Source organism: Actinomadura mexicana, assembly GCF_900188105.1.
Lineage (GTDB): Bacteria > Actinomycetota > Actinomycetes > Streptosporangiales > Streptosporangiaceae > Spirillospora > Spirillospora mexicana.
On the sequence record NZ_FZNP01000007.1, the window covers coordinates 166,919 to 181,956 of the forward strand.

At 74.9% G+C, this 15,038-nt stretch carries 16 protein-coding genes; 8 read left to right on the top strand and 8 right to left on the bottom strand.

Going from position 1 to position 15,038, the window contains the following annotated elements; translation table 11 throughout:
* Nucleotides 1–55 precede the first annotated feature (55 nt).
* The 3 genes from CHC11_RS19555 to CHC11_RS19565 all read left to right on the top strand — a co-directional run bounded on the left by CHC11_RS19555 (nucleotide 56) and on the right by CHC11_RS19565 (nucleotide 1,706).
* A complete protein-coding gene (locus CHC11_RS19555) occupies nucleotides 56–619 on the top strand; it encodes a ClpP family protease (RefSeq protein ID WP_089313443.1) in 564 nt (187 codons plus the stop codon).
* Entirely contained in the window at nucleotides 616–1,221 is a 606-nt protein-coding gene (locus CHC11_RS19560) for an ATP-dependent Clp protease proteolytic subunit (RefSeq protein ID WP_089313200.1), read from the top strand. The genes CHC11_RS19555 and CHC11_RS19560 overlap by 4 nt, the downstream gene beginning before the upstream one ends.
* A 140-nt stretch (nucleotides 1,222–1,361) precedes the next feature.
* Nucleotides 1,362–1,706 (top strand): RNA polymerase-binding protein RbpA, encoded by a 345-nt coding sequence (locus CHC11_RS19565; RefSeq protein WP_089313444.1) that lies wholly within the window; start codon nucleotides 1,362–1,364, stop codon nucleotides 1,704–1,706.
* Between the two features lie 98 nt (nucleotides 1,707–1,804).
* On the opposite strand, the gene CHC11_RS19570 is transcribed toward CHC11_RS19565, so the two are convergent.
* Both CHC11_RS19570 and CHC11_RS19575 read right to left on the bottom strand, forming a co-directional pair.
* Nucleotides 1,805–2,470 (bottom strand): response regulator, encoded by a 666-nt coding sequence (locus CHC11_RS19570; protein WP_089313201.1) that lies wholly within the window; start codon nucleotides 2,468–2,470, stop codon nucleotides 1,805–1,807.
* Nucleotides 2,467–3,468 (bottom strand): sensor histidine kinase, encoded by a 1,002-nt coding sequence (locus tag CHC11_RS19575; RefSeq protein WP_218826162.1) that lies wholly within the window; start codon nucleotides 3,466–3,468, stop codon nucleotides 2,467–2,469. Before CHC11_RS19575 ends, CHC11_RS19570 begins: the two co-directional genes overlap by 4 nt.
* A gap of 134 nt (nucleotides 3,469–3,602) precedes the next feature.
* Between CHC11_RS19575 and CHC11_RS19580 the strand changes: the two genes are divergently transcribed.
* The 3 genes from CHC11_RS19580 to CHC11_RS19590 are packed head-to-tail and all read left to right on the top strand — an operon-like array spanning nucleotide 3,603 to nucleotide 6,792.
* Nucleotides 3,603–4,532 (top strand): ABC transporter ATP-binding protein, encoded by a 930-nt coding sequence (locus CHC11_RS19580; protein ID WP_089313203.1) that lies wholly within the window; start codon nucleotides 3,603–3,605, stop codon nucleotides 4,530–4,532.
* Complete coding sequence (locus CHC11_RS43480; protein WP_218826163.1) at nucleotides 4,529–5,986, top strand: DUF1349 domain-containing protein; 1,458 nt, start codon at nucleotides 4,529–4,531, stop codon at nucleotides 5,984–5,986. The genes CHC11_RS19580 and CHC11_RS43480 overlap by 4 nt, the downstream gene beginning before the upstream one ends.
* Entirely contained in the window at nucleotides 5,983–6,792 is an 810-nt protein-coding gene (locus CHC11_RS19590) for an ABC transporter permease subunit (protein ID WP_089313204.1), read from the top strand. Before CHC11_RS43480 ends, CHC11_RS19590 begins: the two co-directional genes overlap by 4 nt.
* Nucleotides 6,793–6,795: 3 nt before the next feature.
* Here CHC11_RS19590 and CHC11_RS19595 read toward each other — a convergent pair whose 3' ends face one another.
* From CHC11_RS19595 to kamD, 6 genes are all read right to left on the bottom strand, one after another.
* On the bottom strand, nucleotides 6,796–7,338 hold the full coding sequence (locus CHC11_RS19595) for an FxsA family protein (protein WP_245919455.1): 543 nt from the start codon (nucleotides 7,336–7,338) through the stop codon (nucleotides 6,796–6,798).
* Between the two features lie 89 nt (nucleotides 7,339–7,427).
* Nucleotides 7,428–8,174, bottom strand: coding sequence for a polyprenol monophosphomannose synthase (locus CHC11_RS19600; protein ID WP_089313205.1), 747 nt, complete (start codon nucleotides 8,172–8,174; stop codon nucleotides 7,428–7,430).
* Nucleotides 8,175–8,179: 5 nt separating this feature from the next.
* Entirely contained in the window at nucleotides 8,180–9,856 is a 1,677-nt protein-coding gene (gene lnt / locus CHC11_RS19605; RefSeq protein WP_245919457.1) for an apolipoprotein N-acyltransferase, read from the bottom strand.
* 547 nt (nucleotides 9,857–10,403) lie between these two features.
* Nucleotides 10,404–10,799: a 3-aminobutyryl-CoA ammonia lyase gene (gene kal, locus CHC11_RS19610; RefSeq protein WP_089313206.1), complete on the bottom strand. Its 396-nt coding sequence runs from the start codon at nucleotides 10,797–10,799 to the stop codon at nucleotides 10,404–10,406.
* Nucleotides 10,796–11,629 (bottom strand): lysine 5,6-aminomutase subunit beta, encoded by an 834-nt coding sequence (kamE, locus tag CHC11_RS19615; protein WP_089313207.1) that lies wholly within the window; start codon nucleotides 11,627–11,629, stop codon nucleotides 10,796–10,798. The genes kal and kamE overlap by 4 nt, the downstream gene beginning before the upstream one ends.
* A complete protein-coding gene (gene kamD / locus CHC11_RS19620) occupies nucleotides 11,626–13,248 on the bottom strand; it encodes a lysine 5,6-aminomutase subunit alpha (protein WP_089313208.1) in 1,623 nt (540 codons plus the stop codon). Before kamD ends, kamE begins: the two co-directional genes overlap by 4 nt.
* A gap of 275 nt (nucleotides 13,249–13,523) precedes the next feature.
* Between kamD and CHC11_RS19625 the strand changes: the two genes are divergently transcribed.
* Together CHC11_RS19625 and CHC11_RS19630 are read left to right on the top strand one after the other, a co-directional pair.
* Nucleotides 13,524–14,291 (top strand): bestrophin-like domain, encoded by a 768-nt coding sequence (locus CHC11_RS19625; RefSeq protein ID WP_089313209.1) that lies wholly within the window; start codon nucleotides 13,524–13,526, stop codon nucleotides 14,289–14,291.
* A complete protein-coding gene (locus tag CHC11_RS19630) occupies nucleotides 14,291–14,974 on the top strand; it encodes a hypothetical protein (protein ID WP_089313210.1) in 684 nt (227 codons plus the stop codon). Before CHC11_RS19625 ends, CHC11_RS19630 begins: the two co-directional genes overlap by 1 nt.
* The last annotated feature ends 64 nt before the right edge of the window (nucleotides 14,975–15,038 follow it).

The window sequence follows — 15,038 nt, forward strand, 5'->3', positions numbered from 1 at the left end:
GGACGGGCGGCGGGCGGAGACCTTCACCGGGAGGTCGCGGGCCCGCGCGGCCGAGATGCCGCAACTGGCGGACGCGCAGCTGTTCGAGCGGCTGCTGGCGCAGCGGATCGTGTTCCTCGGCAGCGAGATCGACGACGGGGTCGCCAACCGGACCAACGCGCAGTTGCTGCTGCTCGCGGCGCAGGACGCCCGGCGCGACATCACGATCTACATCAACTCCCCCGGCGGCGTCGTGGACGCCGGGATGGCGATCTACGACATGATGCAGTTCGTCCCGAACGACATATCCACGGTCGTGATGGGCATGGCCGCCTCCATGGGACAGACGCTGCTGTGCGCGGGGACCCGGGGCAAGCGGTACGCCCTGCGGCACGCGCGCGTGATGATGCACCAGCCGCACGGCGGCATCGGCGGCACCGCGTCCGACATCAAGATCCAGGCGGAGCAGTCGCTGTACCTCAAGCGGACCCTGGCGGAGCGCACGGCGTTCCACACCGGGCAGCCGCTGGAGCGGATCGAGGCCGACGGGGACCGCGACGCGTGGTTCACGGCGGAGCAGGCCCGCGACTACGGTTTCGTCGACCACGTCATCCACAGCACCGACCGGGTGGGCACATGACACGTGCGGAACGGCGCTCCCTCGTCCCCCAGTTCGAGGAGCACACCGGCCAGGGCCGCAAGGAGACCGACCCCTACAGCAAGCTGTTCGAGGAGCGCATCGTGTTCCTCGGCGCACCGGTGGACGACATCAGCGCGGGCGACGTCACGGCGCAGATGCTGGCCCTGGAGGGCATGGACGCCGACCGGCCGATCGCCCTCTACATCAACTCGCCGGGCGGGTCGATCACCGCGATGCTGGCGATCTGCGACACGATGCGCTACGTCCGGCCCGAGATCGAGACCACCTGCGTCGGGCAGGCCGGGTCGGCCGCGGCGATCCTGCTGGCGGCGGGCTCGCCCGGGCGCAGGCAGGCGCTGCCGCGCGCCCGGATCCTGCTGCACGAGCCGGCGATCGAGGTGGCCAGCGGCCACGCCACCGACCTGGCGATCCAGGCGCGGGAGGTCCTGCGGCTGCGCGAGCAGACCGAGGCGATCCTGGCCGAGGCCACCGGGCGCGACCCAGCGACCGTCCGCCGCGACCTGGACCGCGACCGCTACTTCACCGCCGCCGAGGCCAAGGAGTACGGGCTGATCGACGAGGTGCTCACGTCCCGTCACTAGCGCGCCAGCCGCGTGTTCCCCGCCGGCGGCTGGGGACGGCCGCAAACAGCAGGGTTGGATCACCCCGGGCGGGGGAATCTTGTCACGGTGTTCAGCGTTGGTCAGGGCAAGACCGCAAGCCGTCTGGGAGGCACGTGACGATGGCCGAGCGCGCACTTCGCGGCACCCGACTCGGAGCTACGAGCTACGAGAACGATCGCAACACCGATCTGGCCCCTCGCCAAGAGGTGGACTACACCTGCACCAAGGGCCACCGGTTCACCGTGACGCTCGCAGCCGAGGCCGAGGTGCCGATCACCTGGGAATGCCGCAACTGCGGCGCCACGGCGCTGCGGGTCGACGGCGAGCTGCCCCAAACCAAGAAGGGAAAGGCGCCGCGGACCCACTGGGACATGCTCATGGAGCGCAGGACCCTGGAGGACCTGGAGGAGGTCCTGGCCGAACGCCTGGAGATCTTGCGAGCGGGGCGCAAGAAGTCCGCGTGAGCGGCTGACAGTTCTCGACGCGAAGGCCCGCACCGGCGAGGGTGCGGGCCTTCGCCATGCCCGCGGGCCTTCGCCCCGCCCGGGGCCCGCCCCGCCCGTCACCGGCCCGAGCGGGGCAGCACCAGGCCGCTCTCGTAGGCGGCGACGACCGCCTGGACGCGGTCGCGCAGCCCCAGCTTGCGCAGGATCCGGCTGACGTGGGTCTTGACCGTCTCGTCCCCGACGACCAGCCGGCCGGCGATCTCGGTGTTGGACAGGCCCGCGGCGACCAGGCGCAGCACGTCGGTCTCGCGCGGCGTCAGCGCGTCCAGGGCCGTTCCCGCCGACGGCGGGCGCGGCCGCAGCCGCGCGAACTCCCCGATGAGGCGGCGGGTGACGGCCGGGGCCAGCAGCGCCTCCCCCGCGGCGACGACCCGGACGGCGTCGAACAGCCGCTCGGCCGTGACGTCCTTGAGCAGGAACCCGCTGGCGCCCGCGACCAGGGCGTCGTAGACGTGCTCGTCCAGGTCGAACGTGGTCAGCATCAGGACCCGCGGCGGGTCGGGCTCGGCGGTGACGCGTCGCGTGGCCTCGATGCCGTCCATGACCGGCATCCTCACGTCCATGAGCACGACGTCGGGACGGTGGTCGCGGCAGACCCGGACCGCGGCGGCGCCGTCGGCCGCCGTCGCCACCACCTCCAGGTCCGGCTGGGTGCCCAGCAGGGCCCCGAATCCGGCGCGGACGACCTCCTGGTCGTCGGCCACCGTGACGCGGATCTTCACGGCGCCTCCTCCCCCAGTGGCAGCACGGCCTCCACCAGGAACCCGCCGGCGGGCCCCGGGCCGGTGCGCAGGCCGCCGCCGACCGCGGCGGCGCGCTCGCGCATGCCGAGCAGCCCGAGCCCGGCCGGACTCCCGTCGAGGCCGGGGCCGTTGTCGCGGACGCTGACGCGCAGCGCGTCCGGGGCGTAGTCGAGCTCCACGTCGACCGCGGCGCCGGGCGCGTGCCTGCGGGCGTTGGTCAGGGCCTCCTGGACGATCCGGTAGGCGGCCAGCTCCAGCCCGGGGTCCAGGGCCGCGACGTGCCCGCCGACGATCAGTCGGACGCCCGCGGCGCCCGACTCGCGGGTCTCGTCGATCAGCTCGAGGAGCTGCTGCAGGCCCGGCTGGGGGCGGCGGGCGGGCTCGGCGCCGGCGTCCTCGCGCAGCACGCCGAGCAGCCGCCGCATCTCGGTGAGCGCCGTGCGGGCGGTGTCGCCGATGCCCAGCAGCCGCCTGGCCCCCTCCTCCGGCATGCCGGGGACCGCCAGCCGGGCCGTCTCGGCCTGCACGGAGATCATCGAGATGTGGTGGGCGACGACGTCGTGCAGCTCGCGGGCGATGCGGGCCCGCTCGCCGCGCGCGGTGTGCTCCAGCAGGGTGGTCTCGAACGCCCGCCGGGAGGCGTCGCGCGCGGCGGACTCGGCGCGGCGCCGCAGGACGCGGCGGCGCGCCAGGACCGTCCAGACGGCGGCGAGGGCGGCGAGGGCGGCGACGGCGGGGCCGCGGTGCAGCACGCACGCCGCGGCGGCCGCCGCGGTGATCATGGCGGCGGCCGCCGCACCCCGGTCGCGGACCACCGCCAGCGGGAGCGTCGCGCAGACGTCCACCACCAGCGCCAGCGCCAGGACCACCCCCGATCCGTGGGTGCGGTAGACGGCCTCGGCGGCGGCGGCCACGGCGAGGCCGCCGCCGGCCGCCGGCCACCGCGCCCGCCCGGCGGTCCCGTCGCTGTCGTCCACGGACGCCATTGTGGCGCGGCCGGCGCCGCGGCGGCGTCCCTCCCGCGAGGGACGCCCGGTCCCCCGGCCGCGCCCGCCAAGACTCCTCCCCGGCGTGACGCCCCGGGGCCGCGGCGCTCCGTAGCCTCCCTTCCATGGAGGCAACCATCGAAGTGCGGGACCTGCGCAAGCGCTACGGGCCCACCCTCGCCGTGGACGACCTGTCGTTCACCGTCGGCCCAGGGCAGGTCACCGGGTTCGTCGGCCCGAACGGCGCCGGCAAGTCCACCACCATGCGGATGATCATGGGGTTGGACCGGCCCGACGGCGGGACGGCGCTGGTCGGCGGCCGGCCCTACCGGTCGCTGCGGGCGCCGCTGTGCCGGCTCGGGGCGATGCTGGACGCGTCCGCGCTCCACCCGGCGCGCCGCGCCCGCGACCATCTGCTGTGGCTCGCGCACGCCAACGGGCTGCCGGCCCGGCGGGTGGACGAGGTGATCGCGCTGACCGGGCTGGCGAGCGCGGCCCGCCGCCGGGCGGGCGGGTTCTCCCTCGGCATGCGGCAGCGGCTCGGGATCGCCGCGGCGCTGCTCGGGGACCCGCCGGTGCTGATGTTCGACGAGCCGGTCAACGGCCTGGACCCCGAGGGCGTCACCTGGATCCGGGGGCTGCTGCGGTCGCTGGCCGCCGAGGGACGCGCCGTGCTGGTCTCCAGCCACCTGATGGGCGAGCTGGAGGGCGGCGCCGACCATCTGCTGGTGATCGGGCGCGGCCGGATGATCGCCGACACCAGGGTCGCGGACCTGCTGGAGGCCGCGTCCGGCGGCCGGGTCGAGGTGCGCACCGCCGAGCGCCGGGAGGCCATGACCGCGCTGGCGCGTGCGAGCGCCACGGTGACGGCGTCCGGCCCGGACGCCGTCACCGTCACGGGACTGGCCGCCGAGCGGGTCATCGCGGTGCTCACCGAGGCCGGGGTGGGGTTCAGCGGCATCGGCGAGCACCGCGCGTCCCTGGAGGAGGCCTACATGGAGCTGACCCGGGACGCGGTGGAGTTCCAGGCCGCGCAGGGGCGGGAGTCCCGGTGAGCGCCCTGGGGCCCACCGCGTCGGCGGCGCCGTACCGCAGCGCGGTCGGCGACGAGGCCCGCGACGGCTTCGGGCGGCTGCTGTTCGCCGAGTGGACCAAGCTGCGCACCGTCCGCCGCTGGATGCTGGCCCTGCCGGCGTCGGTGCTGCTGACCGTGCTGGTGGCGCTGCTGGCGGCGGCGGGCAGCCAGTCCACCCGCCAAGGGGACGGGCCGTCCGAACCGGCGCGGCCGCAGGCCTCCGACCTCGGCCACTACACCTACCGGCCGCTGGCGGGGGACGGCTCGGTCGTCGCCCGCGTCACCTCCCAGGAGGGCGGCGGCGCGTGGGCCAAGGCCGGCCTCATGGTCAGGGGAAGCGCGCAGAGGGGCGCCCCGTACGCGGCGCTGGTGGTGACGCCGGGACACGGCGTCCGCCTCCAGAGCGCCTACAAGGACGGCGGCGCCGGCGGCGGGACGGGCACAGTGCCGCGCTGGCTCAAGCTGACCCGCGCGGGGACGGGTGTCACGGGCTATGCCTCGGCCGACGGCCGCGACTGGCGCCGCGTCGGGTCCGTCCAGCTGGAGGGGCTGCCGCGGACGGCCCTGGCGGGCGTGCTCGTGGCCGCCCCGGACAAGGTCGAGGTACGGCGCATGTTCGGCGGTGAGAGCGTCTCAGGGCGGCCCTCCGCCACCCGGGCGACGTTCGACCAGGTGGCCGTGACGCCGGCGCAGCCGGGCGCCGCGTGGCGGGACCGCGGCGCCGCCGGCGGGCCGGCGGCCGACCCGTCCCTGGACGGCCGCACCGGCGCCGAAGGGACGATCACGCTGAAGGGCGTGGGGGACGTCGGTCCCAACGCGTTCGCCGACGACGTCACCAGGAACACCCTCACCGGGACGCTGGTCGGGCAGGTGGCGATCGTCGTCCTGGCGGTGCTGTTCGTGACGGCCGAGTACCGGCGCGGGATGCTGCGCACGACGTTCGCGGCCGCCCCCCGGCGCGGCCGGGTCCTGGCGGCCAAGGCCGTCGTGGCGGGCCTGGCGTCGCTGGTGGCGGGGCTGGCGGCGGCGTTCGGGTCGATGCTGCTCGCCGGGCCGGTGCAGCGTTCCCACGGGCTGGCGGCGCCGTCCCTGGCCGACGGCGCGGTGCTGCGCGCGGTCGCCGGCACGGGGGCGCTGTTCGCCCTGATCGCCGTGTTCTCGCTGGCGGTCGCGGTGATCGTGCGGCGCGGCGCGCCCGCGATCACGATCGTGCTGCTGCTCCTGCTCCTCCCGCAGATCGTGGCGACCGGGCTGCCGCTGTCGGCGGCGCGGTGGCTGGAGCGCGGCACCCCGGCGGCCGGGTTCGCGATCCAGCACACCGTCGACCGGTTCGACCAGTCGATCGGGCCATGGGCGGGGCTCTGGGTGCTGTGCGCGTACGCGGCGGTCGCGCTCGCCGCCGCCGCGTGGCTGGTCCAGAGGCGCGACGCATGACCGGCCGGGCAGGGACGGGCCTGCACGCGCTGCACGCCGAGTGGACGAAGCTGCGCACGGTGCCGAGCACGGCGTGGCTCGCGCCGGCGCTGGCGGTGCTGGTCGCCGCGGTGGGCGCGGCGGTGACCGGGACGGTGGACACCTCGCACTGCACGACCCCCGCCGGGTGCGTGGAGGACACGCCGAAGCTGGCGCTGTCGGGCGTGCGGCTGGGGCAGGTCGCCGCGGTGGTCCTCGGCGTGCTGGCGGTCGGGGGCGAGTACGCCGCCGGCACGATCGCCGCGACCCTGGCGGCGGTTCCGGGGCGGATCACCGTGCTGGCCGCCAAGGCCGCCGTGGTGGCGGGGCTCGTCGCCGCGGGCGGGACGGCCGGGGTGCTGGCGTCGCTGGCGGCGGCGCGGGGCGTCCTGCCCGGCAACGGCTTCACGGCCGCGAACGGCTACCCGCCGCTGTCCCTCGCCGACGGCCCCACCGCCCGCGCGGCCGCCGGGACCGTCCTCTACCTGGTGCTGGTGGCGCTGCTGGCCCTGGGTGCGGGGGCGGTGCTGCGCGAGCCCGCGGCGGCGATCAGCGTGGTCCTGGCGCTGCTGTGGATCGCGCCGGTCCTCACGCGGCTGGTGGGGGACGAGGCGTGGCGCGAGCGGCTGGAGAAGGCGGCGCCGATGACGGCGGGACTGGCCGTCCAGGCGACGCGGGGGGTGGACCGGCTGCCGATCGGGCCGTGGGAGGGCCTCGGCGTGCTGGCCGCCTACACGGCCGCGGCGCTGCTGGCGGGCGGTGCCGCGCTCACCGTCCGCGACGCCTGACGGTCAGGCGCGCGACGTCCTGTCGCCGTTCTCGTCGGCGGCCTTGTCGTCGTGGACGACCTCGCCGCGGACCACCGGTCCGGGCGGGGTCTCGACGCGGTCGGGTCCGGGACCCCGTGCGAACGGGTCGAACCCTGCGGCGCCCGGAGGGAACATGGTGGCGGCGCGTTCCTCGGCGGCCCGCATCCGGCGCGCCGCGAACGCCGACAGGGCGCGGCGGACGAGCGGGCGGGTGAACGGCAGCACGAACACGAGCCCGACCACGTCGGTGACGAAGCCGGGGACCAGCAGCAGCACGCCGCCGGCCATGACCAGCGCCGCGTCCGCGACCTCCCTGTCCGGCAGCACCCCGCGCCGCGCCGTCTCCTGCAGGGCCCGCCAAGCGCGGCGTCCCTCCCGGCGGACGATCCACGCGCCGAGGGCGGTCTCGGCGATCAGCAGGCCGACCGTGGGCCAGGCGCCGATCACCTCGCCGACCTGGATCAGCACGAAGATCTCCAGGACCGGCACCAGCAGGAACGCCAGGACGATCAGCAGCGGCAGCATGTCTCCATCTTCGGGGTCGTCGAAAACCTCTTCCCCTGGTTCAACGCCGGGACGGCCCCGTTCGTTTCCCCGGGCGCCCCGGGCGCGCCTCAGCCCGGATCGCGGAGCTTGCCGATGCGGTCGCTCATCCCCCACTGGGTGATGCGCAGCGCCGCCTCGGCCATCACGTCCCGGCTCATCTTGCTGGTCCCGTGGACGCGCTCGACGAACGTGATCGGCACCTCGACCACGCGCAGCCCCTGCCGCACGGCCCGCAGCGCCAGGTCGACCTGGAAGCAGTAGCCGCGCGAGTCGACCCCCTCCAGCCCGATCTTCTCCAGGGTCGCCGCGCGGAAGGCGCGGTAGCCGCCGGTGGCGTCGTGCAGCGGGATGCCGAGCATCACCCGGGCGTAGGTGTTGGCGCCGCGCGACAGCGCCTCGCGCCGCTTCGGCCAGTTGCGCACCCGGCCGCCCGGCACCCAGCGGGCGCCGATGACCAGGTCGGCGTCCTCCAGCGCCGACAGCAGCCGCGGAAGCTCCTCGGGCTGGTGGGAGCCGTCGGCGTCCATCTCGACCATGACGTCGTAGCCGTGCTCGGCGGCCCACCGGAACCCGGCGATGTAGGCGGGGCCGAGGCCCTCCTTGCCCTGCCGGTGCAGCACCTTGATCTGCTCGTCCGAGGCCGCCATCGCGTCGGCGGCCTCGCCGGTGCCGTCGGGGCTCGCGTCGTCCACGACGAGGACGTCCACCGACGGGACGGCCTCGCGCACCCGCCCGGCGATGCGCTCGATGTTCTCCCGCTCGTTGTACGTCGGGATGATCACGAGCACCCGACCGAGGCCGGCTGGGATCTCCATCCGCGTCAATTCCCCTCGTTCTTCCTGGCTGTCCATGCCGCCGCGCAGACCGCGCCGAGCCCGAGCAGCGCCAGCGCCCACTCCGGCGCCTCCCCCAGCCGGTCCGACGCCGTCCGCGACGTGCGCGCCGGGACGGCCGCGACCTGGACGGCGGGGACGAACTCCCGGGACCGGTCGACCATCCGGCCGTCGGGGGCGACGATCGCGCTGATCCCGCTCGTCGCGGCTACCAAGATCGTACGGCCATGTTCGACCGCCCGCAGCCGCGACATGGCGATCTGCTGGGGCGGCAGGCTGGTCTTGCCGTAGGTGGCGTTGTTGGTCTGCACGACCAGCAGGTTCCCGCGCGCGACGTCGCGAACCTCCTTGTCGTAGGCGACCTCGAAGCAGATCACGTCGCCGACGTCCACCGGGCCGAGCCTCATCACGCCGGAGCGGTCGCCCCTGGCGAAGTCGCGGGGGATCCGCTCGAACCGGGTGATCAGCTTGGTGAGGACGTCGCGGAACGGCAGGTACTCCCCGAACGGGACGGGGTGCCGCTTGACGTAGTAGTCGCCCGGGCCGGTCCGGGGATCCCAGACGATGCCGCGGTTCTCGATCTTCTCCCCGTCGGGGGTGTCGGTGAGGGCGCCGACGAGGACGGGGACGCCGATGTCCTTCACCGCGCCGTCGATGGCGTTGTAGGCGTCGGGCTCGGCGTAGGGGTCCAGGTCGCTGGCGTTCTCCGGCCACACCACCAGCTGGGGCCTGGCGAGCCGCCCCGCGCGGACCCGCGCGGCCAGTTCGCGGGTGGCCTTGACGTGGTTGTCCAGCACGGCCTTGCGCTGGCCGAGGAAGTCCAGCCCGAGGCGCGGCACGTTGCCCTGGACGACCGCGACGGTGACCGGGCGCCCGTCGGCGGGAGTGGGGATCAGCAGCCCGCCGCCGACGACGGCGCCGACCGCGGCCAGGCAGACCGCGGCGGGGAGCAGCGCCCGGGGCGTCCGGGGCTGCTCCTCGGCGTCCGCGCCTGGTGACCGGGCACCGCGCAACCGGGCGCGGTGGACGGCCACGGCGGCGCAGGCGAGGAGCCCGCCGATCAGGGCCGTCAGGAAGGTGACCAGGGGCGCGCCGCCGACGGACGCGTACGGGGTGAGGGGTGTGGCGGTCTGGCTGAACGCCAGCCGCGCCCAAGGGAACCCGCCGAAGGGGACGCGGCCGCGGACCAGTTCCTCGCCGACCCACAGCGCGGCCGTCCACACCGGCCAGCCCGGCAGCCGGGTGACCACCGCGATCCCGGCGCCGAGCGGCAGGAAGTAGGCGGCCTGGACGAGGCTGAGGATGATCCAGCCGTCCGGGCCGATCCGGGAGATGCCCTCCAGGGCGGGAACGAAGAACGCGGCGCCGGCGACGAAGGCGAGCCAGGCGCCGGTACGGGCGGAAAGGCCGAGCAGCGCGAGGGTCAGCAGCGCGACGCCCACCGGCGCGAGGGGCGTGAGGTCGAACGGGGGGAAGGCCTGCCACATCAGCAGCCCGGCCGCCGCGGCCAGCAGCGTGCGGGGCCAGCCCCCGCGGCCGCCGGAGCGCAGGCCCCGTCGCAGGCGGCCCAGCCGCCCGCGCGGTGCCCCGGTGCCGGGCTCGCCGCCCGGGCCGTCGCCCGGCCCCGTCGCCGGCGACCGGTCCGGGAGGGTCTCCTGGGCCACGTCCCACCTCGTTCACTCGGGTCTCTGCCGGAACGCTACCGGCCCCGGGCGTCCGCGGCGACCATGGGCCCAGGTCGTGGCGTGAAGCGGACGGTCCACCAGGTGCGGGACGGTGTCCGGGCACGGAGGCCGGACACGGAGGAGGGCCCGCGACATCCGTCGGGCCGGAGTCGTCCCACAGGCGGTGAGAACGAGGCTCCGTTTTCTACCGGATGTCCGGGCCCTTCCCGGGTCCAACCCCCCGCGCGATCGGACGGCTCCGCCCGGACACGGCCCGGATCACCGCGCTGGCTCGGGCGGGCACGATGCCGATCACTCGCGTGATCCCCCGTCCCCGTCGCGGCGCGGCGCCCTGCGGCCCCTCGGGCGGCCGATCGGTGAGTCCCGTGCTGGACTGCAGCAAAACTACCGGCTTCCGCCACCTTGTCAACCGCCGCATGTTCTGCGGCTACTCCATGTTATCCCAGCTCAACACCATGATCAGGGCGTTCGGCGATTTCGCCGAACGCCTTGGTCGATCACGGCTTCGCCGGCGCGGAGGCGCCGGTCAGCCTCCCGGGGCCGAGACCACGACGGTGCCGGTCGCGGTGACCGCGACGATCGGCTCGGGCAGCGCCTCGGCAGCCGACTCGCCCCTGTCCGGACGGCCCCGGCACACCACGCGGGCCTCGAAGTCCATCACGCGGCTGCGGGTACCGGCGCGGGACAGCACGGCGGTGGTCTCCACGACGTCCCCGGCCCGGACGGGCGCGCGGAACTGCACGTCGGAATAGGAGGCGAACAGGCCCTCGTCGCCGTCGGTGCGGACGCACAGCTCCGTGGCCACGTCCCCGAACAGGCCCAGCACGTAGGCGCCGTCGACCAGGTCGCCGGCGTAGTGGGCGTGCGAGTAGGGGATGTAGCGGCGGTGGGTGACGGCCAGTCCCTCGCGGGGGTCGCTCACTCTTCCTCCATCGTCGCGGGCCGGTGATCGCCGGGCAGCAGGGCGTGCACGAGGTAGCTGGCGACCTCGGCGGGCGTGGTGCCCTTGCCGAAGATGCGGTCGACGCCGAGGTCGGCCTCGGTGACGGTGTCGAAGCGGGGGCCGCCGACGACCAGCAGGGGGCGCCCCATGCCCCCGGCCACCGCGGTCGGGTACTCGGCGTGGAACGCCGCGGCCATCTGCTTGGTGTTGTGCAGGTGGGCGTTGCGCTGGGTGACGACCTGCGACACCAGGACCGCGTCGGCGTCCTCGGCCTTGGCGCGCTCCACCAGCTCCTCGACCGTGACCTGGGCGCCCATGTTGACGACCTGGATCTCCCGGTAGTACTCCAGGCCCTTCTCCCCCGCGAACCCCTTGACGTTGAGGATCGCGTCGATCCCGACGGTGTGCGCGTCGGTTCCGATGCAGGCACCGACGACCACCAGCCGCCGGTTCAGCGCCTCGCGGATCGCCAGGTTCACCTCCTGGGAGGACAGCAGCGGGTAGGCGCGCTCCTCCGGAACGGGGATGGAGGCGTAGTCGATGAGGTGCCGCACCTTGCCGTACACGATGAAGAAGGTGAAGTCGGGGCCCATCGGCTTGGCGTGGACGACGCTGGCCGGGTCCAGGCCCATCTTCCCGGCCAGCTGCAGCGCGGCCGCCTCGGCGCGCTTCCCGGCGGGGACGGGAAGGGTGAACGACATCTGGACCATGCCGTCGCCGGTGGTGTCGCCGTAGGGGCGGATCACCTGCCGGGTGTCGGCGGGCTCGGCGGGTGCCTGGGTCCCGGTTCCAGGGCTCTCGACCGTCATGCGGGCACCTCCTGGTCGGCGGTGGTGGAGCGGGCGGCGTGGGGGTCCTCGGTGTCGAGGATCTCGATGGCGGGGTTGAAGTACCCGTCGGCGCGCGGGACGACGCCCTCCAGGCCCTTGCCCCCGTCGGCCGGGCGGCGGGTGACGCCGAACGTGCCCTCGGCGATGGCGTCGAGCAGCCCGTCGTCGGCGATGCGCTCCAGCAGGTCCACCGACTCCGACAGCACCTGCTTGGCGCGCTGGACGAGCATCCCGTCCGGGCGGGGCATGAAGTCCTCGGCGAGGTTCCCGCAGGCGTCGCGGACGTAGCGGACGTTCTCCAGCGCCAGGTCGCGGTCCGACAGCCAGGGGGTGTGGATGCCCTCGGTCATCATCCCGATCAGGATGATCGACTGCCCGGTCATCACGCCGGCGAGGTTGAAGAACGCGTCCAGCAGGTAGCCGGCGAAGATGTTGCCGGTCATGTGCTTGGTCGGCGGCATGTACTTCAGCGGCGCGCCGGGGAACAGCTCCCGGACGAGCTGGGCGTGCGCCAGCTCCATCCGGAACGACTCGGGGATCGCCGGGTTGATCTCGAAGGCGTGGCCGAGGCCGAGCTGGTCGTCGGTGAGGCCGGCCTCGTGTCCGAACCGCTCGTTCAGCAGCTGGCTGACGACCACGGTGTGCGCGGCGTCGACGGCGTCGGCGGTGGTGAGGTAGTTGTCCTCGCCGGTGTTGATGACGATGCCGGCGCGGGCGTGGATCTGCCGGGAGAACCGCTGGTCGATGAACGTGCGGCGCGGGTTGATGTCGCGGAAGATGATGCCGTACATGCAGTCGTTCAGCATCATGTCCAGGCGCTCCAGCCCGGCGAGCGTCGCGATCTCCGGCATGCACAGCCCGGAGGCGTAGTTCGTCAGCCGCACGTACCGGCCGAGCTCGCGGGAGACCTCGTCCAGGGCCGCGCGCATCAGCCGGAAGTTCTCCCGGGTGGCGTAGGTGCCGGCGTAGCCCTCCCGGGTGGCGCCCTCGGGCACGAAGTCCAGCAGCGACTGCCCGGTGGAGCGGATCACCGCGACGACGTCGGCGCCCTCGCGGGCGGCGGCCTGCGCCTGCGGGATGTCCTCGTAGATGTCGCCGGTCGCCACGATCAGGTAGACCAGCGGCCTGGCCGGGTCGGCCCGGTCGGGGGTGGGCAGCTCGGCCAGCAGCCGGTCGCGCTCGGCGCGGCGCCGGTCGATGCGCGCCATGCCGCCGCGGGCGGCCTCGCCCGCGGCCTTGCGGGCGTGCTCGGCATCGGCGCCGGGCGGCAGCCGGAACGACACCCGCCCCCGGGCGGCGGCCCGGGCCAGGTCGTCCAGGGAGCCGTGCGAGCCGGCCAGCAGCGCGTCCCAGACCGGCAGGGCGAGCCCGTGCTCCAGGCCGACCTGGTCGCGGACGGCGTCGGCGAGGTGGTTGGCCCAGGGGCGCCCCTCATCGTCGGCGCCGGTCAGGCCCGCCAGCCGCAGCAGCGCCCGCTCGACCGAGACGGTGGTGTGGGAGCGGGCCATGTCGATGATGGGTTCGGCGGCCCGGGCGGCCAGGCGCCGGGCGGTGCGCACCGCCTCCGGATCGAGGTCCAGCTTCCCCTGCGGCGCCATTGCCGTCTCCCCTCACGCAGCCGCCCCTCTCAGGCCGGTCCGAACAATCATCCTTCATACCAAGTTCACTACGGGAGATCTTCCGGTATGGACACCGTATTCCACAAGAACTAGCAGCACATCTCCCGCCACCTTCCGTCGGCGGCAAGCCTCATCTTCCCTCTTCGAGCGGTCATCTCACCCCCAGGTGACGGTCCACGACAACCCATCCCGTAACGACTCTGAGTAAAGCTATGCTCACCCCTGGTCATATATGGACCGAATCCGGGAGGGGCATGATCGTCTATTTCGCGGCCGCGGCCTGCGCCGTCGGCGTGGTCATCGTGGCGAGCCGGCTGGTACGACGAGCGCGCGGGTCGGTGGACGACGCGGGCCCGGACGGCCCCACCTCCTCGCACACCGGCGGGATGCTCTCCGCGCTCTTCCTGCTGGCGTTCGCCATCGCCATCGTCGTGCCGTGGACGACGTCGGACTCAGCCCGCTCCAACACCTACACCGAGAGCCAGGCGGTCGCCGAGGCGTACTGGGCCGCCGAGCGCCTCCCCGCGGCCGACTCCCGGCGCGTCCAGGACCAGCTCATCGCCTACGTCGAACTCGTGCGCGGCCCCGAGTGGCGGCTGATGAGGAACGGCCGGCTCAGCGCCCGCGGCTGGGCCGACCTCGACCGGCTGCGCCGCGAGGTCATCGCCGTCCAGGCCGGCACCGACGAGGCCAAGGACGCCCGCAGCGCCGTCCTGGACCACCTCGGCGAGGTCTCCGCGGCGCGCCGGCAGCGCGCCATGGACGCGCGCACGACGCCGCCCGCCGGCCTGCTCGGCGTCACCCTCGTCACCGGCCTCGTGGTCCTGCTGCTGCCCTTCCTCGCGGGCGCTCGCCCGCGCGGCATGGCACTGGTACCGCTCTCGCTGATGGCGGCGCTGCTCGCCGCCGGGGCCTACCTCACCGTCGACATCTCCCACGTGTTCGCCGGCGCCCTCGCCGTCGGCCCCGAGGCGTTCACCGGGCTGCACGACGACCTGCAGCGCATCGCGGGAGGCGGCTGATGCGCCCCCGCCCCGGCCCGTCCGCCGCCGTCCCGGCCGAGGCGCGGCCGACCCGCGCGCTGCCGGTGCGCGCACGGTCGCTCCGCAGGCCGCCGGGCCGGACGCTGCCGGGTCTCGCTCTGCCCGCCCTGACGCTGCCGGCTCTGACGCTGCCCGCCGTCATGCTCGGGTTCCCCGCCGCCGCGCAGGCCCACCCGACGCCGACGCCAGGGATCAGCGTGTGCATCGACGTCGGCGTCGACCTCGACATCGACATCGACATCGGCTCCGCCGACGGCTGCGAGCCCCCGGCCACCTCCCCTCCCCCGCCCTCGCAGGAGCCGCCCACCGAAACCCCTGAACCCCCCGAGCCCCCGCCGCCTCCGGAGACACCGCCGGAGCCGCCGCCTCCCCCTCCCCCGGCGCCCGAACCGCCCGCCCCGGCACCGCCCCCGCCGGCCGCCGCACCGAAGCCGAGGCCCGCGGCCCCCGTGCCGGGCCCGCGGACGCGGCCCGAACCGGCGCCACCCGCGCCGATCCAGAAGGCCAAGAAGCCCAAGCAGCCCGCACCGGTCCGCGCGCACGCGGCGCCGCGTCCGAAGAAGGCGCCGCCGCAGCGCCGCAACCCGCTGCGCTCCTCGCTCGTGCTGGTCGTCATCGCCGTCGTCATCAGCGCAGGCACCGCCATCGCCTTCGCGCACTGAACCCGCCGCGCAACCGGCCCGGCGCTCTCCCCCCGCCCACGCCCGCCCGCTGCCCCGCTTCCGG

What these genes read in the sequence shown, in the direction of transcription:
- CHC11_RS19555 (WP_089313443.1), top strand. Translation starts at nt 56, where the DNA reads ATGCCGCAACTGGCGGACGCGCAGCTGTTCGAGCGGCTGCTGGCGCAG.
- CHC11_RS19560 (WP_089313200.1), top strand. Translation starts at nt 616, where the DNA reads ATGACACGTGCGGAACGGCGCTCCCTCGTCCCCCAGTTCGAGGAGCAC.
- CHC11_RS19565 (WP_089313444.1), top strand. Translation starts at nt 1,362, where the DNA reads ATGGCCGAGCGCGCACTTCGCGGCACCCGACTCGGAGCTACGAGCTAC.
- CHC11_RS19580 (WP_089313203.1), top strand. Translation starts at nt 3,603, where the DNA reads ATGGAGGCAACCATCGAAGTGCGGGACCTGCGCAAGCGCTACGGGCCC.
- CHC11_RS19590 (WP_089313204.1), top strand. Translation starts at nt 5,983, where the DNA reads ATGACCGGCCGGGCAGGGACGGGCCTGCACGCGCTGCACGCCGAGTGG.
- CHC11_RS19595 (WP_245919455.1), bottom strand. Translation starts at nt 7,338, where the DNA reads ATGCTGCCGCTGCTGATCGTCCTGGCGTTCCTGCTGGTGCCGGTCCTG.
- CHC11_RS19600 (WP_089313205.1), bottom strand. Translation starts at nt 8,174, where the DNA reads ATGGAGATCCCAGCCGGCCTCGGTCGGGTGCTCGTGATCATCCCGACG.
- kamE (WP_089313207.1), bottom strand. Translation starts at nt 11,629, where the DNA reads ATGACGGTCGAGAGCCCTGGAACCGGGACCCAGGCACCCGCCGAGCCC.
- kamD (WP_089313208.1), bottom strand. Translation starts at nt 13,248, where the DNA reads ATGGCGCCGCAGGGGAAGCTGGACCTCGATCCGGAGGCGGTGCGCACC.
- CHC11_RS19625 (WP_089313209.1), top strand. Translation starts at nt 13,524, where the DNA reads ATGATCGTCTATTTCGCGGCCGCGGCCTGCGCCGTCGGCGTGGTCATC.
- CHC11_RS19630 (WP_089313210.1), top strand. Translation starts at nt 14,291, where the DNA reads ATGCGCCCCCGCCCCGGCCCGTCCGCCGCCGTCCCGGCCGAGGCGCGG.